This is a genomic window from Burkholderia sp. Ac-20365, assembly GCF_017104715.1.
GTDB lineage: Bacteria > Pseudomonadota > Gammaproteobacteria > Burkholderiales > Burkholderiaceae > Paraburkholderia.
In genome coordinates, this window is sequence record NZ_JAAGPI010000022.1 from 93,529 (window position 1) to 112,910 (window position 19,382).

Consider the following 19,382-nt stretch of genomic DNA (forward strand, 5'->3'; position numbering starts at 1 on the left):
CTGATTCATGGCACGCAAGTGGCTCCGCGACGGCGTGCTGATCGCCGCCTTGACGGTCGGCGGTCTTGCCGCCGGTTTTCCGGCAGGCGCCATGGCCCGGGAAGCACAGCAGGGACAGGTCGGAGGCACCGTCGCGGCGGCGCAATTGCCGCCCGAAGCAGTCAGGACATTGAACTTGATTGCAGCTGGCGGGCCTTATCCGTATGAGAAGGACGGCGTCGTATTCGGCAATCGTGAGCGGTTGCTGCCGCCGCACCGGCGCGGCTATTACCACGAATACACCGTCCCCACGCCAGGCGCCCGTGACCGCGGCGCACGCCGCATAGTCTGTGGAGGACCGTTCAGGCGGACCACCAATTGCTACTACTCAGACGACCACTACGCCAGTTTTAATCGCATTATTGAATGACATCGGGATAATCGGCATGAGCGACAACGTCTACGCGCACGACTCGAAAGTCGCGACGGATTTTTTCGCGCCCGGCGGCGACGGCAATATGTTTCAGCGCGTCATGCAGATGCGCGATGCCGGCCAGGCCCGTGACGTCCAGAACGAAGCCAGTACGGGCCTTTCATCGGAAGAGGAGCGCATGAGTCTTTTCCAGACCGTACGACCGAACATCGTGCAGTCGATCCGCGCGTTCCGCGTGCAGGATCTCGCCGACGAAGCCAGTCGGCTCGGTCAGCATTTTCTCTACGCGTTCGTGGGCAACGCCCAGTCGAAGCAGGAAGTGATGGAGACGATCGCGACCTCTTTTCTGTTCCCGAAGCATTTCGGCAAGAATTACGACGCGCTGTACGATTCGCTGACCGATCTCGTGCACAAGGCTGGTTCGCAACCGGGCTTCGTGATTGTGCTCGAAGCGCTGCCGATCGCGACCAAGTTCGACAAGGAAGGGCGCGAGACGCTGCTCGACGTGTTCCGTGAAGCGGCGGAGTTCTGGGCTGAGCGCAAAGTGGCGTTCCGGGTGTTTTATTCATTCGCGTGACGATCTGGTCTCAACGTGGCGTTATCGGAATGTAAATTGCGCGATCCGCTGCACGATGAAAACTAAAAGGCCCGCCATCACTGGCGGGCCTTTTGCATTTCAGGCGCGACTTGTCCGTCGCGGATGCAGGCGCCTCGAAATGTAGCGGTTACCAGCCGCCCCAACGCGCAGCCAGCGCAGACAGCACCGCGATTCCAGCCGTTTCGGTGCGCAACACGCGCGGGCCAAGTCCGACAGCGGTGAAACCGTGGCCGGCCGCAGCCGCTTCCTCGGCGGCAGAAAAACCGCCTTCCGGCCCGACCAGCACCAGCGCGCGAACCTTCGGCGGCTCGCTCGGCAGCTCCGAGAACGGCACGCTCGCGCGCGGCGACAGCAGCAGACGCAATTCACCTTCAACGGGTTGCTTCGGCATCGAACTGAGCCAGGTGGCGAGTTCGCGTGTCGGCATCACTTCGGGCATGCGGTTGCGCCCGCATTGCTCGCACGAAGCCTGCACGATCCGCTGCCAGTGCGCCTGGCGGCGCTGCGCGCGTTCACCGGCAAGGCGCACGACGCTGCGCGTCGTTGTCAGCGGCACGAATTCGGATGCGCCAAGTTCGGTGGCCTTTTCGATCAGCCAATCCATCTTGTCGCTGCCGGCAATGCCCTGCGCGAGCGTCAGGTGATACGGAGGTTCGGCTTCGATATCGCGAAACTCGCCGATCCGCACAATGGTGCCGTGCCGGTCCATATCGACGATTTCGGCGCCGTACTCGCCGCCGGTGCCGTTGAACAGGCTGATGGTGTCGGCCGGTTGCAGGCGCAGAACCCGGACGTGCCGGTTGACTTCATCGGGGAGGGAAACGATGTCGTCGGTTTTGAACGGGGTGCCGACGAAGAAGCGAGGCATAAGGAAAGTTCTCATTCACTCAAGACAGATGGCAGGCTAACGCCCAGCGATAGCCGTCGAGATCTTCGATCTGGGCAAAGCGATCTCCCCAGAACTGATCTTGCGGTTCGCTCAGCGACCTGGCGCCGGCCGCGATGGCGCGGGCGTAGACTGCGTCGACATTGTCGACATAAAGATAAAACGATTGGGGTGCCGTGACACTTGCGCTTTTCGGCGTTTGCGCCGTCGAGCCGAACGCGCCTTCCGGGGCGAACATCACGATCAGTTGATCCTGATAGGTCATCTCGACATGCATGACGACGCCGTCGTCGTGCACGCTGTCCCGGACACGGAAGCCAAACGCCGCTTCGAAGAACGCAATCGACGTGCGGGCGTCGCGGACGGTCAGATACGGCGTGAGCCACGGCACTCCGGCGGGGCGTGGGGCAGTCATCGAACTCTCCTGAACCAGTAGGTCGTTATGCCATCGCCTTCGCTACCTGCGCCTGCCTGACGGCGCCCGGTGCCGAAGAAGCGATGAATTTTGCAGCACTCTCACTGCGAGCGCTCTAAGAATCGGCTTAGTTTATCCTTGGATACGCGACGAACAGCGAATAAAGAAGCACGCAGCGATATTTCCGGCGTCAGGCCTGGCGGGATTTTCGCAGCTTCGCGCGGCCCAAATCGAGTCGTTCGCGCCTGTTTTGCCGCTTCCTTGACACCGACCGCTCTCGGAAAGATTCAGACAGCGGGTAGAAAGTTCTGAAGATTTGCGCGATATCAAGCGCGGACACGGGACGAGAGGGCAATTCGTCCGGCATGGCGATTGGACGCGGCCCGCGTGCCTCGTGCGATCGCACCGGCAGGCGGCGCGGGCGGTGCATCCATGCGCGCCGGATCGTGCCGAAACGCCTGTCCTATGGCCGAAGACGAGCGCGGCTATCTGCTAGAATATCCCGCTTTGCAGCCCTGTCCGTTTGCTCCGTCCGCCTCGCGTCTCCCGGCGCCGCACCGTGCGCCGAAGCAGACTGCCGCCGGGCTTCCGGACCACCAACGGCGCTTCCGCTTTTTGGACCATTCTCCGGAATCGACATGACGACCTCGTCTCCCGCCCCCACCTCCCTGATGGCCAACGCGATCCGCGCGCTGTCCATGGATGCCGTTCAACAAGCGAACTCCGGTCACCCCGGCATGCCCATGGGTATGGCCGAGATCGGCGTTGCGCTGTGGTCGCGTCACCTGCGCCACAATCCGAAGAACCCGCAATGGGCCGATCGCGACCGCTTCGTGCTGTCGAACGGTCACGGCTCGATGCTGCTGTATTCGCTGCTCCATCTGACTGGCTACGACCTGCCGATGGAAGAGCTGAAGAACTTCCGCCAGCTGCATTCGAAGACGCCGGGTCACCCGGAATACGGCATCACGCCGGGCGTCGAGACGACCACGGGTCCGCTGGGTCAGGGTCTGGCGAACGCGGTCGGCATGGCGCTGGCCGAGTCGCTGCTTGCGAACGAATTCAACAAGGCTGACGCGAAGATCGTCGATCACCACACGTACGTGTTCGTCGGCGACGGCTGCCTGATGGAAGGCATCTCGCACGAAGCCTGCTCGCTGGCGGGCGTGCTGAAGCTGAACAAGCTGATCGCGTTCTACGACGACAACGGCATTTCGATCGACGGTGAAGTCATTCACTGGTTCCACGACGACACGCCCAAGCGCTTCGAAGCATACGGCTGGAACGTGATTCCGCACGTGATCGGCCACGACGTCGAAGCCGTCGACGCTGCGATCAAGCAAGCGAAGCTGTCGGACAAGCCGACGCTGATCTGCTGCAAGACCATCATCGGCGAAGGCTCGCCGAACAAGGCCGGCACGCACGACGTGCACGGCTCGGCGCTGGGCGAGAAGGAAGTCGCGGCGGTGCGCGAGAAGCTCGGCTGGCATTATCCGCCGTTCGTGATTCCGGAAGAAGTCTACGCAGCGTGGGACGCGAAGGAGAAGGGCGCGAAGTTCGAAGGCGAGTGGAACGACGCGTTCGCCGCCTATCGCGCGAAGTACCCGGCAGAAGCCGCGGATTTCGAGCGCCGTATGGCGAACAAGCTGCCCGCCGACTGGGCGGAGAAGGCACAGGCGATCATCGCCGGCGCGAACGAGCGCGCTGAAACCATCGCGACCCGCAAGGCGTCGCAGCAGGCCATCGAAGGTCTCGCAGCGGTGCTGCCGGAACTGGTCGGCGGCTCGGCTGACCTGACGGGCTCGAACCTGACCAACTGGAAGGCGGCGAAGTACGTGCGCGTCGGCGAAAACGGCGCGGCGGGCAACTACGTCAACTATGGCGTGCGCGAATTCGGCATGAGCGCGGCCATCAACGGCCTCGCCGTGCACGGCGGCCACAAGGCATTCGGCGGCACGTTCCTGACGTTCTCGGACTACAGCCGCAACGCGCTGCGCGTCGCCGCACTGATGAAGGCGCCGTCCATCTTCGTGTTCACGCACGACTCGATCGGCCTCGGCGAAGACGGTCCGACGCACCAGTCGATCGAACACGTTTCGAGCCTGCGTCTGATTCCGCATATGCAGGTGTGGCGTCCGGCTGATACGGTTGAAACGGCTGTGGCCTGGACGCAGGCTGTCGAACATCATGGCCCGTCGTGCCTGATCTTCAGCCGTCAGAACCTGCAATTCAATCCGCGCACCGAGCAGCAGATCGCGAACGTCGCGAAGGGCGGCTACGTGCTGAAGGACTGGAACGACGACATCCCGGCACGCAAGATCATCCTGATCGCGACCGGCTCGGAAGTCGAGCTGGCGATGAAGGCGGTCGAGCCGCTGGCGCGTGAAGGCATTGCAGCGCGCGTCGTGTCGATGCCGTCCACCAACGTGTTCGACCAGCAGGACGCCGAGTACCGCGAGCGCGTGCTGCCGCACGGCGTGCGCCGCGTCGCGATCGAAGCCGGCGTGACGGACTTCTGGCGCAAGTATGTGGGCCTGGAAGGCGGCGTCGTCGGCATCGACGTGTTCGGCGAGTCGGCACCTGCCGGCGCGCTGTTCAAATACTTCGGCTTCACCGTCGAGAAGGTTGTCGAGACGGCCAAGGCCGCACTCGGTTAATTGCGCATCGCGTTGTGCGTGCCGCGTTCAGCGCGGTGCGCACGGCAGCTACAACGCGCATCAGCCGAAGCATCACGGAAGAGTTTTTTTAGCCATCAGGAGATAGAACATGACGATTCGCGTCGCAATCAACGGCTACGGCCGGATCGGCCGCAACACGCTGCGCGCCTTCTATGAAAACGGCAAGAAGCACGACCTCGAGATCGTTGCGATCAACGACCTCGGCGACGCCAAGACCAATGCGCACCTGACGCAGTACGACACGGCGCATGGCAAGTTCCCGGGCGAAGTGACCGTCGACGGCGAGAACCTGATCGTCAACGGCGACAAGATCCGCGTGCTGGCCAACCGCAACCCGGCTGAACTGCCGTGGGGCGAGCTGGGCGTCGACGTGGTGATGGAGTGCACGGGCTTCTTCACAACGAAGGAAAAGGCGAGCGCCCACCTGAAGGGCGGCGCGAAGAAGGTGATCATCTCGGCGCCGGGCGGCAAGGACGTCGACGCGACGATCGTCTACGGCGTGAACCACAACGTGCTGAAGGCTGAGCACACGGTCATCTCGAACGCATCGTGCACGACGAACTGCCTGGCACCGCTCGTCAAGCCGCTGAACGACAAGATCGGCCTGGAAACGGGTCTGATGACCACGATCCACGCGTACACGAACGACCAGGTTCTGACGGACGTGTACCACGAAGACCTGCGCCGCGCGCGCTCGGCTACGCACAGCCAGATCCCGACGAAGACGGGTGCTGCATCGGCTGTCGGCCTGGTGCTGCCGGAACTGAACGGCAAGCTGGACGGTTACGCGATTCGCGTCCCGACGATCAACGTGTCGATCGTTGACCTGTCGTTCATCGCCAAGCGCGACACGACGGTCGATGAAGTCAACGCGATCATGAAGGAAGCATCGGAAGGCGCGCTGAAGGGCATTCTGGGTTACAACGCAGCGCCGCTGGTGTCGATCGACTTCAACCACAACCCGGCTTCGTCGACGTTCGATGCAACGCTGACCAAGGTGTCGGGCCGTCTGGTGAAGGTGTCGAGCTGGTACGACAACGAGTGGGGTTTCTCGAACCGCATGTTGGATACGGCTGTGGCGTTCGCTAACGCGAAGTAAGGTTTTTGGTTTTTTTGCTTTTTCGCTTTTAGCGAAGGAAGGCCGCCTGCGGGCGGCTTTTTCTTTTGGGTTTTGGTTTTCTGGTTTTGTCTTGCGACGCTGGGGTGGTTTGCTTTTGTTGTCACGGGCATCCGCGTTTTGTCTTGCCTGCTTCAAGCGTTGCCCCTGTGCGGGGCGGCACTTACTTTCTTTGCCGCCGCAAAGAAAGTAAGCAAAGAAAGCGGGCTAACACCGCAAGTGCTTGACCACCGCCTGAGGGCCCCCGACGGGTCCTCCGCTTCACACGGCGTTCTGCCATTCAATGCTCGTTGCCAGCGCTCTTATTGAGCGCCTCACCCGCTTCACACTCCCGCGTCGCCACACGTGCGACCAAATCGCCAGCGTTCTATAGCGGCAAACTGTGTGTAGGCTGTCGCGGCTTACGCGCACTCACTCCGGACTGAAAATCACGATCGGTGTCGTAAGAGCGCTGAGGTGTGGAGTACTACGACCTACACACAGTTTGCCACCTGGGCGGCCGTAACCAGTCGCTGCCGCTGGCTGCGCTACGGGTGATTGAAGCGGGTGAGGCGATTATTCAAGGCGTTGGCAACGCGCATTCAAACGGAGCGGTTGCCGTGTGAAGCGGAAGACCCGTTGGGGGCCCTCAGGCGGAGGTCAAGAACGGGCGGTGTTAGCCCGCTTTCTTTGCTTACTTTCTTTGCGGCGGCAAAGAAAGTAAGTGCCGCCCCGCACAGGGGCAACGCTTGAAGCACGAAGGCAAAACGCGGATGCCAGCGCCAAACACAAAAAACCAAACCAGCATCGCAAGACAGCAAACCACCCAAAACCCCAAACCCCAGCACCCCCAAAAAAAACTTCACGCCAAAGGCGTAGGAAAATAAACCCCAGCCCGCTGCGCAGCATTAGCAATATGCTTCTCGATAGCAAGCCCGGCGGCATGTGGATCGCGTGCCTTGAGCGCATCAAGAATCGCGCGGTGTTCATGGAAAGTAGACAACACCAGTTCACGCCGATAAAACGGCATCCGCTGACTTTCTTTCATGATGTCCGCGCTACTCCGCAAAATAGACTCAATCGCGGCATTCCCGGCAATCGCAACAATCCGCATGTGGAAATCAAAATCCAGCTGCGCCGCATCATCAAGCTCGCCCTGAGTCAGCGCGCCATGCAACGAAGCAATGTTCTCCTCGAACCATTCGACATCGTCATCACCAATCGCCAGCGCCGCCATCCGGGCGACAAAACCCTCCAGCGCGAAGCGCATCTGATAAGTGTCAGGCAGCGAAGACTGATCGGCGAAACGCCATGGATGCGCCGACGACGCCTTCGCCGACTGCACATACACGCCTTTGCCAGGCCGGATGGTCAGCATGCCGAGCGCTTCGAGCGTCGATAACGCCTCGCGCAGCGACGCCCGGCTGATGTCCATTTCCTCCGACAACTGCCGCTGCGCCGGCAACAGACAGCCGACAGGATAAACGCCGCTCTCGATCCTCTCGCGGATTGTCGCGATGGCAGCGTCGGTGACGGTGTGCGGCACGTTTTTCATGATGTCGGCGGCGGTTTGGTGCGGTCTGACCAGCATTGTAGAACGGCTTCCGCTATCGCGTGCAACCTGCCGCAGGCATGCGAGCCAAGCGCGAGAAGGCCGGTCAGACCTGTTCGGGTAAACACCGCCACTGCGATCCTTGACCTCACTATATCGGCTTCCTACTATTCGCCATAACACTACTGGTCGGACCAGTATGAACAGGTGATTCAAGACCCCATTTTGACCGGGAGAAAGCCGTGTTGAAGTTCTTCAATTCGCTGTTTGGCCGTGTCGTGATCGCTCTCGTAGCGGGCATCGTGCTCGGTGCGCTATTTCCACATTTCGCGCAGTCGCTTCGTCCGCTGGGCGACGGTTTTCTGAAGCTGATCAAGATGGTGATCGGACCGATCGTGTTCTGCGTCGTCGTCAGCGGCATGGCTCACGCGGGCGATCTGAAGAAAGTGGGGCGCGTCGGCCTGAAGGCCGTCGTCTACTTCGAAATCATGACGACGATCGCGCTCGTGATCGGCGCGGTGCTCGCATACGTGACACGGCCGGGCGTCGGCATGAACATCGACCTGCATTCGCTCGACGCCGCTTCGCTCGCCACCTACACGGAGCATGCGAAGAGCCTCAAAGACACGGCGGGCTTCCTGCTCAAGATCATCCCCGACACGGCAATCGATGCCTTCGCGAAGGGCGACATCCTGCAGATTCTCGTGTTCTCCGTGCTGGTCGGCTCTGCGCTGTCGCTGCTCGGGCCGCGTGCGCAGCGCGTCAACGACCTGATCGACGAGCTGTCGCAAGTGTTCTTCCGTGTGATGAGCTTCATCATCAAGCTCGCGCCGCTCGGCGTGCTGGGCGCAATCGCGTTCACGACGGGCACCTACGGCGTCGCGTCGCTCAAGCAGCTCGGCATGCTCGTCATCGTCTTTTACGCGAGCTGCTTCGTGTTCGTCGCTGTCGTGCTGGGCGTCGTGATGCGTCTCGCCGGTTTCAGCATCTTCAAGCTGATCCGCTATCTGCGTGAAGAACTGTCGATCGTGCTCGGCACTGCTTCGTCGGATGCCGTGCTGCCGCAGATCATGCGCAAGCTCGAATGGATGGGCGTGAAGGATTCGACGGTTGGCCTCGTGATTCCGACCGGCTACTCCTTCAACCTCGACGGTTTCTCGATCTATCTGACGCTCGCCGTCATCTTTATCGCGCAGGCTACCAACACGCCGCTGTCGATGCACGATCTGATCGTCGTCGTGCTGGTGTCGCTGATTACGTCGAAGGGCGCGCACGGTATTCCCGGCTCGGCGATCGTGATTCTTGCCGCAACGCTCTCGGCGATTCCCGCGATTCCCGTGCTCGGCCTCGTGCTGATCCTGCCTGTCGACTGGTTCGTCGGCATCGCCCGCGCACTGACCAATCTGATCGGCAACTGCGTGGCGACCGTCGTCGTCGGCGTGTGGGAGAACGACATCGACAGGGCGCGCGCCCACCGCGTGCTGAATCTCGATAGCGACTACCGCTTCGTACCCGCCAGCGCCGATCCGGACCACGACACGGGCCACGCGAATCCGGCGCACGCCGTCTGAGACCACTGCGACACCACTTTCCGCCATCTGACCGACCACCTATGGCAAGCGCGGCGGGCCCGACGGTCCGCCGCTCCTCACCTCAATCGACCGAACACCGAACCGATCATGGCCAATCCGATTCTCGATCCGAACGCACCTGCTTTCACGCGCCGCTACATGAACCTCGCCGACCCGCGTCTGGGCGCGAAGGCGCTCTTCGCCAGCGACGAATTCTTCGCGCCGAAGGAACGCATGCTCGACCCGCAGCCGGCCGTCTTCATCCCCGGCAAATACGACGATCACGGCAAATGGATGGACGGCTGGGAAACGCGCCGCAAACGCACGACGGGCCACGATTATTGCGTCGTGCGCCTCGCGCGGCCGGGCATCGTGCATGGCGTCGATCTCGATACGAGCCACTTCACGGGTAATTTCCCGCCGGCTGCATCGATCGAAGCCTGCTACTCGACCGACGACACGCCCGCCGATAACGCCGACTGGCAAGCCATCGTCCCCGCGACGACCTTGCAGGGCAATCAGCATCACTACGTCGAAGTCAGCGATACGCGCGCCTTCACGCATCTGCGCGTGAACCTGTATCCGGATGGCGGCCTCGCGCGGTTGCGCGTCTACGGCCAGCCGAAGCGCGACTGGGAGCGCGCCGAACGCGGCACTTTGCTCGATCTGGCCGCAGTCGAAAACGGCGCGTATCTCGTCGCGGCGAACAACCAGCATTTCGGGCCGGCCTCGCAGATGCTGATGCCGGGACGCGGCGTGAATATGGGCGACGGTTGGGAAACGCGCCGACGCCGCGAGCCGGGCAACGACTGGGCGATCGTTGCGCTCGCGCGGCCGGGCGTGATCCGCAAGGTCGAAGTGGATACCGCGCACTTCAAGGGCAATTTCCCCGATCGCTGCTCGCTGCAGGCGGCGTCCGTCACGGGTGGCACCGACGATTCGCTCGTCACGCAAGCGATGTTCTGGCCGGTCCTGCTGCCCGAGCAGAAGCTGGAAATGGACAACATCCACACGTTCAGCGCCGAACTGGCCGCGCTCGGCCCGGTGACGCACGTGCGCTTCAACATCTACCCGGACGGCGGCGTGTCGCGGCTGCGTCTGTGGGGCGAACTCGAGTAACGCGTCCAGCCACTGAACTTGCACGGACCTCGGAGACGGCCATGAACACACTGCGCATCGAGCGCCTCACCCGCGAAGCGTTCGCCCCGTTCGGCGACGTGATCGAGCTGGACGGCGCGCGCCACTACCCGATCAACGAAGGCACCACCGAGCGTTTTCACGATCTCGCCAAGGTCGACGTGAGCACGCAAGGCGGTCGTCCGCTGATCAACGTGTTTCGCGCGCAACCGCGTGCATGGCCGATCGACATCGCGATGATGGAGCGGCATCCGCTCGGCAGTCAGGCGTTCGTGCCATTGTCGGATGCGCCTTATCTGATCGTCGTCGCACCGGCAGGCGACCTCGATCCGACAAAGTTAAGAGCGTTCTCGACGCGCGGCTGGCAGGGCGTCAACTACGCGAAAGGCGTCTGGCATCATCCGCTGCTCGCCTTGGAGCGAGTGAGCGATTTCCTGATCGTCGACCGAGGTGGAGACGGGCCGAACTGCGATGAATTGGCATTGCCGCAGACGTGGCGGCTGGAGCGTGAATCGTTCGAAACGGCGGACGTCTGACACGCGTTCAAACGCGTTGGTAAGCAGAAGAAAGCAAAAAGGCCCGGTCGACGAATCTGACCGGGCCTTTCTACGTCTTACTGGGCGGGACCGTGCGGGCCGTACAATGCGGCTTGCCCGGAAACGCCCGTCAGTGCTTGCGATGCGGGCATTTGTCCTTGGTGCACGCGCCGTACAGTGCGAGCGCGTGTTCCTGCAGCTTGAAGCCGCGCTCTTTGGCGATCGCCTGCTGGCGATTTTCGATTTCGGGGTCGAAGAACTCTTCGACGAGACCGCAATCGATACACACCAGATGGTCGTGGTGCGTCCCTTCGTTCAGCTCAAAAACGGCTTTACCCGACTCGAAGTTGCTACGCGACAGAAGGCCCGCCTGCTCGAACTGCGTGAGCACGCGGTACACCGTAGCGAGCCCGATATCCAGCTCTTCATGCAGCAGATTGCGGTAGACATCTTCGGCGGTCAGATGGCGCACCGGGCTGTGCTGAAAGATTTCCAGAATCTTGAGGCGCGGTAGGGTCGCCTTGAGTCCGATATTTTTCAGATCGGTTGGATTGGTCATGGCAAGGGATCCCTAGAGTACAATGCAGGGTTCTAATAGTAATGTGAATTGCTGTTCAGGTCATCTTACACGGAAACACGCGCGGCTCGGGGAGCCCGCACGGTGAGGGAAATGATTCCAAAAGCTCTATTGATCAACCGGGGGACCCGCATGCGGCGCACCTTGATCGTCGCCGCAGCGGTGGCGGTTCTTGCTGGATGTTCCACGTATGACAGCCTGACGCAGCGTGTTGCCCAAAGCATCACGCCGTACCGGATCACTGTGGTTCAAGGCAATTTCGTGTCGAAGGAAGCGGCCGCGCAGATGCAGGTTGGCATGTCGCGCGCCCAGGTCAAGCAGGTACTCGGCACGCCGCTTCTGTCCGACATGTTCCACGCGGACCGCTGGGACTACGTCTTCTATTTCAAGCGCGGCTCGACGGCCGTCGTGCAGCAGCGTGACTTCGTTGTGAATTTCACGGGCGATCGCGTGGCGAGTTGGTCAGGCGGTGAAGATCTGCCGTCCAACCTCGAACTGCTCGCGGAAATCGACGGCGATCGCACGGGCAAGAAGACGAAGGCTGCGCCTGTCGTCGCCAGTGCAACGGGCGAGGCAAGCGCGCCGGCGGCCGCAGCAGCGGCGCCTGCGGGCGTGACGGTGCCTGATACCGTGCGCTCGGCCACGTCCGACGCAGCTCAGGCAGGCACTCTGCCCGCCGTCGATCCGAACGCTCAAGCCGCGCAGGCCGCGAACCGTCTGACCAACGCGGTGCAGTCGCCCGCGCCGGGCGCGACGCCGTCGGTGCGCGCGAACACGCCGGCATCGAACGGCGGTGTGCCGCAGAACGCAACGGAGCCGGGCCAGCCTCAATTCCGCTTCACGCGTCCGCCGCCTCCGCAGATGCAGGGCGTGCCGAGCGACAACCCGGTCGGCCCGACTGGCCCGGAAAGCAACAACGGTCAATCGAAAGACACGGCCGCCAAATCGTCGCAGTCTTCCTCGACGCAAACGGGCACGGGAACGGGCGGCTGATTCCGTTGTCCCTAACATGACGGGCGGCGTGTCCGTCCGTCATGTGTCTTGCCGCGATGCGCTGTCAATCCGGCTGCCGCTCGCTTCGTTTCGCTTGGTTTCTTTTGTCGCCCGTCGGCGCGCTGCCTGCCGACGCAATCCACGGGCGCTGCTTGCAGGACTACCCATGAAAATTGCCATCGCCGGCGCATCGGGCCGCATGGGCCGGATGCTCATCGAAACCGTCCTCAACGATCCTGAAGTCACGCTGTCGGGTGCGCTCGACCGCACGGGCGCGCCGCAACTCGGCCAGGACGCGGGCGCGTTCCTCGGCAAGCAGACGGGCGTGCTGATGTCGGACGACATCGACGCCGTGCTCGCGCAATCCGACTATCTGATCGACTTCACGCGTCCGGAAGGCACCCTCGCGCACATCGAAGCCGCGCTGCGCACGAACACGAAGCTCGTGATCGGCACGACGGGTTTCGACGAAGCGCAGAAGGCGCAGATCCACGCCGCGTCGGAAAAAGTCGGCATCGTGTTCGCGTCGAACTTCAGTGTCGGCGTGAACGTGACGATGAAGCTGCTCGAATTCGCCGCGAAGCATTTCTCGCAGGGTTACGACATCGAGATCATCGAGGCGCATCATCGTCACAAGGTCGATGCGCCGTCGGGCACGGCGCTGACGATGGGCGAAGTAATCGCCAACGCGCTCGGCCGCAAGCTCGAAGATTGCGCCGTCTACGCGCGTGAAGGCGTGACGGGCGAACGCGATCCATCCACGATTGGTTTCTCGGCGATTCGCGGCGGCGATATCGTCGGCGATCATACGGTGCTGTTTGCGGGCATCGGCGAGCGCATCGAAATCACGCACAAGTCGGCGAGCCGTCTGTCGTACGCACAAGGCGCCGTGCGCTCGGTGCGCTTCCTCGAAGGCCACGCGAACGGCCTGTTCGACATGCAGGACGTGCTCGGCTTGCGCTAAGCCAGCCCGTGAGCCTGCTCTCACCCGCCAAAGCGCTTCTGCTGAGGCGACCGAAGAGGTCAGATGGCAAACACCGGCATCATCCACTACCTGCAAACCAGCGACGCCATCACGCATGGCGTCGCGTACGTGCTGCTGGCGATGTCTGTTGCGAGCTGGTGTTTCCTGATCGTCAAAAGCTGGATGCTGAGCCGCGCGAAGCGGCAAGGGCCGCGCGCCGTTGCGCGATTCTGGCAGGCGCCGACGCTTGCCGAAGGCGTCGCCACGCTGCGTCTCGCGGACCGCGAGCATATCTTTTCTCCGCTGGCTGAAGCGGCGCTGCAGGCCTCTGAAGTCGAGACGCCGGGCGTGCTGCTTGCGCGCGTTGAGCGCAGTGAACGCGTGCTGCGGGCGTTGCGCCAGGCGCTGCACCGCTCGCAGCGGCGGCTCGAGTTCGGTCAGGTGCTGCTCGCGTCGGTGGGCAGCACGGCGCCGTTCGTCGGGTTGCTCGGCACCGTGTGGGGCATCTATCACGCGCTCGGCAGCATCGCGCAAAGCGGGCAGGCGATGATCGAGAACGTCGCCGGTCCTGTCGGCGAAGCGCTGATCATGACGGCCTTCGGCCTCGTCGTCGCGATTCCCGCTGTGCTCGCCTATAACGTGCTGGGACGGATGGTGCGGCAGGTGTCGGAAGAACTCGACGGCTTCGCGCACGATCTGCACGCGTACGTCTGCGCACCCGACGACACACGCGGAGACGCGCCGCGCGACGGCCGCGCCTCGCGGGCGCCCGCGCGCACGCAGGCCTGACGGCTTATCGGACGAAAGGCGCGAGATATGGCATTCGGCGGACTCGACAGGCACAAGACAGCCGCACCGATGGCGGACATCAACATGACGCCGCTGATCGACGTGATGCTCGTGCTGCTTGTCATTTTCATCATCACCGCGCCGCTCTTCACGCATGCGATCCGGCTCGACCTGCCGCGCGTCGCGGCCGCCGAAGCGCGCGAGACGCCGCAGACCGTCACGCTGTCGATCGATGCAGCGGGCAAGCTCTACTGGAACGACAAGCCCATCACGCTGGAGCAGATGCGCGCGCAGTTCAACGAAGCCGGCAAGCAGAAGGAACAGCCTGAAATTCACCTGCGCGCCGAGCGCTCGACGCGCTACGAAGTGATCGCCCAGGTAATGGGCGCGGCACAGCAGGCGGGTCTCGAGCGCATCGGTTTCGTGACGGAACCGCCGGCGGCCGACGCCAAAGCGGGCCAGCCGGCGCAGCCGGTCGCTGCATCGGCGGCGCAGTAAGCAGACGTAAGCCGTACCTGGCCAGAGCAGGCCGCAGCGGATCACCACCGGGCCAAAAGCCCGCTTCCATCGTCCATCGCGCCTAATTTGCGCGCAAAACGCGGCGCCTGCGCTCAATCGCGCGCGGCGTGAGCCCGGCCGAACGGTATAATCAGCCCTTTCCCCTTGACGAAAGGGGACCCGACCAGATTTTCATCACGCAGAGCACCGTGCGGTGCCGAAGCACCTGAACCGCGGCACCGAATAGCGATCCCATCACACCATGCACGAAAAATACGTTCCCTCCGACGTCGAATCCGCCGCGCAAGGACAATGGCGCGCCACCGACGCGTACAAAACGACGGAAAAGGCCGACAAGCCCAAGTTCTACTGCGTTTCGATGCTGCCGTATCCGTCGGGCAAGCTGCACATGGGGCACGTACGCAACTACACGATCAACGACGTGATGTACCGCTATCTGCGGATGAACGGCTACAACACGCTGATGCCGATGGGCTGGGACGCGTTCGGCATGCCCGCCGAAAACGCGGCAATGGCCAACAACGTGCCGCCCGCGAAGTGGACGTACGACAACATCGCGTACATGAAGAAGCAGATGCAGTCGATGGGCCTTGCTATCGACTGGTCGCGTGAAGTCGCCACGTGCAGCCCGGACTACTACAAGTGGAACCAGTGGATCTTCCTGAAGATGCTCGAAAAGGGCATTGCGTACAAGAAGACGGGCACGGTGAACTGGGACCCGGTGGATCAAACCGTGCTCGCGAACGAGCAGGTGATCGACGGCCGCGGCTGGCGTTCGGGCGCGCTGGTTGAAAAGCGCGAAATCCCGATGTACTACATGCGCATCACGCAGTACGCGGATGAACTGCTGAACGATCTCGACGGCCTCGGCTGGCCCGAGCGCGTGAAGATCATGCAGCAGAACTGGATCGGCAAGAGCTTCGGCGTGAACTTCGGTTTTCCGTACGAACTCGACGGCGAGCAGAAGCTGCTGCGCGTGTTCACGACGCGCGCCGACACGATCATGGGCGTGACGTTCTGCGCCGTTGCCGCTGAACATCCGCTTGCGACGCATCTCGCGCAAGGCCGTCCGGAACTGCAGGCGTTCATCGACGAATGCAAGCACGGCGGTGTCGCCGAAGCCGACATCGCGACGATGGAAAAGAAGGGCATGGCCACGGGCTTTTTCGTCACGCATCCGCTGACGCAGGAAAAAGTCGAAGTGTGGATCGGCAACTACGTGCTGATGAGCTACGGCGAAGGCGCTGTGATGGGCGTGCCCGCACACGACGAGCGCGACTTCGCGTTCGTGAAGAAGTACGGCATTCCTGTGAAGCAGGTCGTCGCAGTCGAAGGCCAGACGTTCTCGACTGACGCATGGCAGGAGTCGTATGGTGACAAGGAAAACGGCATCCTGATCAACAGCGGCAAGTACGACGGCCTGAAGTACGCGGAAGCCGTCGATGCAATCGCTGCTGATCTGAAGGCGCTCGGCCTCGGCGACAAGCAGGTCACGTGGCGTCTGCGCGACTGGGGCATTTCGCGCCAGCGCTACTGGGGTACGCCGATCCCGATCATCCACTGTCCGTCGTGCGGCGACGTGCCTGTGCCGGAGAAGGATCTGCCTGTCGTGCTGCCGGAAGATCTCGTGCCGGACGGTACGGGCAATCCGCTCGCGAAGTCGGAAGCGTTCCTGAACTGCACGTGCCCGACCTGCGGCGCGGCTGCGAAGCGCGAAACGGACACGATGGACACGTTCGTCGATTCGTCCTGGTACTTCTATCGCTATGCAGCGCCGGATGCGAAGACGATGGTCGACGAGCGCACCGATTACTGGATGCCGATGGATCAGTACATCGGCGGCATCGAGCACGCCATTCTTCACCTGTTGTATTCGCGTTTCTGGGCGAAGGTCTGCCGCGATCTGGGTATCGTGAAGTTCGGCGAGCCGGCGAAGAACCTGCTCACGCAGGGCATGGTGCTCAACGAAACGTATTACCGCGAAAGCGACGCGGGTAAGAAGACCTGGTACAACCCGGCCGACGTCACCGTCACGCACGACGACAAGGGCCGCCCGCTCGGCGCGACGTTGAATGCCGACGGCCAGCCGGTCGTGCTGGGCGGCGTCGAGAAGATGTCGAAGTCGAAGAACAACGGCGTCGATCCGCAGGTGCTGATCGACCAGTACGGTGCGGACACCGCGCGACTGTTCACGATGTTCGCCGCACCGCCCGAGCAGCAGCTCGAGTGGTCGGGCGCGGGTGTGGAAGGCGCGAGCCGCTTCCTGCGCCGCGTGTGGGCCTTCGGTCAGGCGAACGAAGCCGCGCTGTCCGAGCGCGCCGCATTCGACGCCGCGAAGCTCGCCGACACCGACAAGACGCTGCGCCGCGAAATCTACAGCGTGCTGAAGCAGGCTGACTTCGACTATCAGCGTCTGCAGTACAACACGGTTGTGTCGGCGGCGATGAAGATGCTCAACGCGATCGAAGGCGCGAAGGGCGCAAGCGGCGCGGTGCTGCGCGAAACGTACGGCGTGCTGCTGCGCGTGCTGTATCCGGTCGTGCCGCACGTCACGTTCCAGTTGTGGCAGGAACTCGGCTACGAAGCAGAGTTCGGCACGCTGCTCGACGCGCCGTGGCCGAAGGTCGACGAAAAGGCGCTGGAGCAAAGCGAGATCGAACTCGTGCTGCAGGTGAACGGCAAGGTGCGCGGCGCCGTGACGGTCGCCAAGGACGCATCGAAGGAATCGATCGAGGCTGCAGCGCTCGCGCACGAGATGTTCGCGAAGTTCAGCGAAGGCAAGCCGGCGAAGAAAGTGATCGTCGTGCCGGGCCGTCTCGTGAACATCGTCGTCTGACGGATGCGCCGCCTTAACTGCGAACCAGGAGCTCATGTGACTCGCAGATCGTTTTTGACTCTGGCGTGCAGCGCGGTGCTGCTGTCCGCGTGCGGCTTCCAGCTGCGCGGGCAGCAGGACTATGCGTTCAAGCGCCTGGCTATCACGGGCGCGTCGGCGCCTGTCGCTGCTCGGCTGACCCGTATGGTGCAGGGTGGCAGCGATACCGTAATCGTGACGTCGTCCGCCAACGCCGACGCGGTCCTGTCGATTTCCGAAGGACGCGGCAACAGTGTGCTGACGCTGAACTCGCTCGGTGTGGTCGAAGAGTACGCACTCGATTACTGGCTGAACTACACCGTGCGCGGCGCGGACGGCACCGTGCTGATTCCGCCTAGCGCGATTCACCTGAACCGCGCGATGACGTATAGCGACCAGTTCTCGCAGGCGAAGGCCTCCGAATCGGATCTGCTCTACGCCGACATGCAGAACGACGCCGTCGATCAGCTGATGCGCCGTCTCGCCGTCGTGCATTCGCTGCATCCGGCGCCAGGCCAGGAAGTGCCCGGCGTCAATCCGCGCGCGCCTCTGCCGCCGCCGCCGCTTTGATCCGCCTCTCGTTCATCCGCCGCCATGCAACTGCGTCTTGACGCGCTCGAAGCGCATCTCGCGAAAGGTCTCGCCGGTCTGTACGTCGTGTACGGCGACGAGCACCTGCTCGCGCAGGAAGCGTGCGACCGCATCCGCGCGGCGGCGCGCGCGAGCGGTTTTACGGACCGCACCGTGTTCACGGTTGAGCGCAGTTTCGACTGGAGCTCGCTGCTCGGCGCGAGCCAGTCGATGTCGCTGTTCGGCGACCGTCAACTGGTCGAATTGCGCATTCCGACGGGCAAGCCCGGCAAGGAAGGCGCGGACGCACTGAAGACACTGGCGGCATCGGCGAATCCGGATGTGCTGACGCTCGTCACGTTGCCGCGCCTCGACGCGGCGACGCAGAAGGCCGCCTGGTTCACCGCGCTCGCCGATGCCGGCGTCGCGCTGAAGATCGATCCCGTCGAACGCGCGCAATTGCCTGGCTGGGTCGGACAGCGTCTCGCGCAGCAAGGGCAGCGCGTCGCGCCGGGCGAAGAGGGCAAACGTGCGTTGCAGTTCATCGCGGAGCGCGTCGAAGGCAATCTGCTCGCCGCGCACCAGGAAATCCAGAAACTCGGGCTGCTGTATCCGTCGGGCGCGCTGACGTTCGAACAGGTTCACGACGCCGTGCTCAACGTCGCCCGTTACGACGTGTTCAAGCTGAACGAAGCGATGCTCGCGGGCGATGTCGGCCGTCTGTCGCGGATGATCGATGGCCTGAAGGGCGAAGGCGAAGCGGCCGTGCTGGTGCTGTGGGCCGTCGTCGAAGAAATTCGTACGCTGTTGCGCATCAAGCGCGGCGTCGAGGCGGGCAAGCCGCTCGCGATGCTGCTGCGCGAAAACCGCGTGTGGGGACCGCGCGAGCGGCTCGTCGGGCCGGCGCTGTCGCGTGTGACGGAGGCGTCGCTGGAAAAGGCACTGGCGCTTGCTGCGAAGCTCGATCGGCAGGTGAAGGGTTTGTCGGGCGGCACGCCTGGCAATCATCGCAATGATCCGCCACCCGATCCGTGGGCAGGGCTCTTCGAACTCGCGATGGCCGTGGCGGGCGCGTCAGCCTCACAGTCGCGCGCCGCGCCGATGCGTCCCGCGCCGGGCAGGCCCGCGCCAGCACCGGCACGACCGGCGCCAATGCGCCGACCGTCGTAGGCTGTCGCACGGCTGACGGATCCGATCGCTGAGCGCTTTCTGAAGTAACTCAAGCGCATTGGCGA

The 19,382-nt window shown here is 63.0% G+C and carries 18 protein-coding genes; 14 read left to right on the forward strand and 4 right to left on the reverse strand.

Annotated features, from left to right (window positions below; genetic code table 11):
* Positions 1-7 precede the first annotated feature (7 nt).
* Positions 8-409: a ribonuclease gene (locus tag G3O01_RS29060; protein ID WP_205810044.1), complete on the forward strand. Its 402-nt coding sequence runs from the start codon at positions 8-10 to the stop codon at positions 407-409.
* A 16-nt stretch (positions 410-425) separates the two neighbouring features.
* Positions 426-989: a barstar family protein gene (locus G3O01_RS29065; protein ID WP_205810045.1), complete on the forward strand. Its 564-nt coding sequence runs from the start codon at positions 426-428 to the stop codon at positions 987-989.
* A 148-nt stretch (positions 990-1,137) separates the two neighbouring features.
* Here G3O01_RS29065 and G3O01_RS29070 read toward each other — a convergent pair whose 3' ends face one another.
* Together G3O01_RS29070 and G3O01_RS29075 are read right to left on the reverse strand one after the other, a co-directional pair.
* The gene (locus G3O01_RS29070; RefSeq protein ID WP_205810046.1) at positions 1,138-1,878 is read right to left on the reverse strand and encodes a 16S rRNA (uracil(1498)-N(3))-methyltransferase; all 741 of its coding nucleotides are present in this window, start codon (positions 1,876-1,878) and stop codon (positions 1,138-1,140) included.
* A 19-nt stretch (positions 1,879-1,897) separates the two neighbouring features.
* Positions 1,898-2,311: a glyoxalase/bleomycin resistance/extradiol dioxygenase family protein gene (locus G3O01_RS29075; protein ID WP_205810047.1), complete on the reverse strand. Its 414-nt coding sequence runs from the start codon at positions 2,309-2,311 to the stop codon at positions 1,898-1,900.
* A gap of 638 nt (positions 2,312-2,949) precedes the next feature.
* Here G3O01_RS29075 and tkt point away from each other — a divergent pair.
* Entirely contained in the window at positions 2,950-4,968 is a 2,019-nt protein-coding gene (gene tkt, locus G3O01_RS29080) for a transketolase (protein WP_205810048.1), read from the forward strand.
* A 109-nt stretch (positions 4,969-5,077) separates the two neighbouring features.
* Positions 5,078-6,088, forward strand: a complete 1,011-nt coding sequence (gap, locus tag G3O01_RS29085; protein WP_205810049.1) for a type I glyceraldehyde-3-phosphate dehydrogenase — start codon at positions 5,078-5,080, stop codon at positions 6,086-6,088.
* 859 nt (positions 6,089-6,947) lie between these two features.
* Here the strand turns inward: gap and G3O01_RS29090 are convergent.
* A complete protein-coding gene (locus tag G3O01_RS29090) occupies positions 6,948-7,640 on the reverse strand; it encodes a FadR/GntR family transcriptional regulator (RefSeq protein WP_205810104.1) in 693 nt (230 codons plus the stop codon).
* Between the two features lie 239 nt (positions 7,641-7,879).
* Between G3O01_RS29090 and G3O01_RS29095 the strand changes: the two genes are divergently transcribed.
* The 3 genes from G3O01_RS29095 (at position 7,880) to G3O01_RS29105 (ending at position 10,881) form a co-directional block, all read left to right on the forward strand.
* Positions 7,880-9,208, forward strand: coding sequence for a C4-dicarboxylate transporter DctA (locus G3O01_RS29095; RefSeq protein ID WP_205810050.1), 1,329 nt, complete (start codon positions 7,880-7,882; stop codon positions 9,206-9,208).
* Between the two features lie 108 nt (positions 9,209-9,316).
* Positions 9,317-10,327: an allantoicase gene (gene alc / locus G3O01_RS29100; protein WP_205810051.1), complete on the forward strand. Its 1,011-nt coding sequence runs from the start codon at positions 9,317-9,319 to the stop codon at positions 10,325-10,327.
* A 41-nt stretch (positions 10,328-10,368) separates the two neighbouring features.
* Positions 10,369-10,881 (forward strand): ureidoglycolate lyase, encoded by a 513-nt coding sequence (locus G3O01_RS29105; RefSeq protein ID WP_205810052.1) that lies wholly within the window; start codon positions 10,369-10,371, stop codon positions 10,879-10,881.
* Positions 10,882-11,011: 130 nt separating this feature from the next.
* Here the strand turns inward: G3O01_RS29105 and fur are convergent, their stop codons facing one another.
* Positions 11,012-11,440 carry a ferric iron uptake transcriptional regulator gene (fur, locus tag G3O01_RS29110; protein WP_012401967.1) on the reverse strand — a complete coding sequence of 143 codons (429 nt, stop codon included), beginning with the start codon at positions 11,438-11,440 and terminating at the stop codon, positions 11,012-11,014.
* A 150-nt stretch (positions 11,441-11,590) separates the two neighbouring features.
* On the opposite strand from fur, the gene G3O01_RS29115 reads away from it, so the two are divergent.
* The 7 genes from G3O01_RS29115 (at position 11,591) to holA (ending at position 19,317) form a co-directional block, all read left to right on the forward strand.
* Positions 11,591-12,451, forward strand: coding sequence for an outer membrane protein assembly factor BamE (locus tag G3O01_RS29115; protein WP_205810053.1), 861 nt, complete (start codon positions 11,591-11,593; stop codon positions 12,449-12,451).
* Between the two features lie 166 nt (positions 12,452-12,617).
* The gene (gene dapB / locus G3O01_RS29120; RefSeq protein WP_205810054.1) at positions 12,618-13,415 is read left to right on the forward strand and encodes a 4-hydroxy-tetrahydrodipicolinate reductase; all 798 of its coding nucleotides are present in this window, start codon (positions 12,618-12,620) and stop codon (positions 13,413-13,415) included.
* Between the two features lie 63 nt (positions 13,416-13,478).
* Positions 13,479-14,204, forward strand: coding sequence for a MotA/TolQ/ExbB proton channel family protein (locus tag G3O01_RS29125; RefSeq protein WP_205810055.1), 726 nt, complete (start codon positions 13,479-13,481; stop codon positions 14,202-14,204).
* Positions 14,205-14,231: 27 nt separating this feature from the next.
* Complete coding sequence (locus tag G3O01_RS29130) at positions 14,232-14,702, forward strand: biopolymer transporter ExbD (protein ID WP_205810056.1); 471 nt, start codon at positions 14,232-14,234, stop codon at positions 14,700-14,702.
* 262 nt (positions 14,703-14,964) lie between these two features.
* Positions 14,965-17,559, forward strand: coding sequence for a leucine--tRNA ligase (gene leuS, locus G3O01_RS29135; RefSeq protein WP_205810057.1), 2,595 nt, complete (start codon positions 14,965-14,967; stop codon positions 17,557-17,559).
* A gap of 36 nt (positions 17,560-17,595) precedes the next feature.
* On the forward strand, positions 17,596-18,147 hold the full coding sequence (gene lptE, locus G3O01_RS29140; protein ID WP_205810058.1) for an LPS assembly lipoprotein LptE: 552 nt from the start codon (positions 17,596-17,598) through the stop codon (positions 18,145-18,147).
* 24 nt (positions 18,148-18,171) lie between these two features.
* Positions 18,172-19,317 (forward strand): DNA polymerase III subunit delta, encoded by a 1,146-nt coding sequence (gene holA, locus G3O01_RS29145; RefSeq protein WP_205810059.1) that lies wholly within the window; start codon positions 18,172-18,174, stop codon positions 19,315-19,317.
* Positions 19,318-19,382 lie beyond the last annotated feature (65 nt).

Excerpts from the sequence above, each read along its gene's own strand:
- G3O01_RS29060 (WP_205810044.1), top strand. The coding sequence starts at position 8 with ATGGCACGCAAGTGGCTCCGCGACGGCGTGCTGATCGCCGCCTTGACG.
- G3O01_RS29065 (WP_205810045.1), top strand. The coding sequence starts at position 426 with ATGAGCGACAACGTCTACGCGCACGACTCGAAAGTCGCGACGGATTTT.
- G3O01_RS29070 (WP_205810046.1), bottom strand. The coding sequence starts at position 1,878 with ATGCCTCGCTTCTTCGTCGGCACCCCGTTCAAAACCGACGACATCGTT.
- G3O01_RS29075 (WP_205810047.1), bottom strand. The coding sequence starts at position 2,311 with ATGACTGCCCCACGCCCCGCCGGAGTGCCGTGGCTCACGCCGTATCTG.
- tkt (WP_205810048.1), top strand. The coding sequence starts at position 2,950 with ATGACGACCTCGTCTCCCGCCCCCACCTCCCTGATGGCCAACGCGATC.
- gap (WP_205810049.1), top strand. The coding sequence starts at position 5,078 with ATGACGATTCGCGTCGCAATCAACGGCTACGGCCGGATCGGCCGCAAC.
- G3O01_RS29090 (WP_205810104.1), bottom strand. The coding sequence starts at position 7,640 with ATGAAAAACGTGCCGCACACCGTCACCGACGCTGCCATCGCGACAATC.
- alc (WP_205810051.1), top strand. The coding sequence starts at position 9,317 with ATGGCCAATCCGATTCTCGATCCGAACGCACCTGCTTTCACGCGCCGC.
- G3O01_RS29105 (WP_205810052.1), top strand. The coding sequence starts at position 10,369 with ATGAACACACTGCGCATCGAGCGCCTCACCCGCGAAGCGTTCGCCCCG.
- fur (WP_012401967.1), bottom strand. The coding sequence starts at position 11,440 with ATGACCAATCCAACCGATCTGAAAAATATCGGACTCAAGGCGACCCTA.
- G3O01_RS29115 (WP_205810053.1), top strand. The coding sequence starts at position 11,591 with ATGCGGCGCACCTTGATCGTCGCCGCAGCGGTGGCGGTTCTTGCTGGA.
- dapB (WP_205810054.1), top strand. The coding sequence starts at position 12,618 with ATGAAAATTGCCATCGCCGGCGCATCGGGCCGCATGGGCCGGATGCTC.
- G3O01_RS29125 (WP_205810055.1), top strand. The coding sequence starts at position 13,479 with ATGGCAAACACCGGCATCATCCACTACCTGCAAACCAGCGACGCCATC.
- G3O01_RS29130 (WP_205810056.1), top strand. The coding sequence starts at position 14,232 with ATGGCATTCGGCGGACTCGACAGGCACAAGACAGCCGCACCGATGGCG.
- leuS (WP_205810057.1), top strand. The coding sequence starts at position 14,965 with ATGCACGAAAAATACGTTCCCTCCGACGTCGAATCCGCCGCGCAAGGA.
- holA (WP_205810059.1), top strand. The coding sequence starts at position 18,172 with ATGCAACTGCGTCTTGACGCGCTCGAAGCGCATCTCGCGAAAGGTCTC.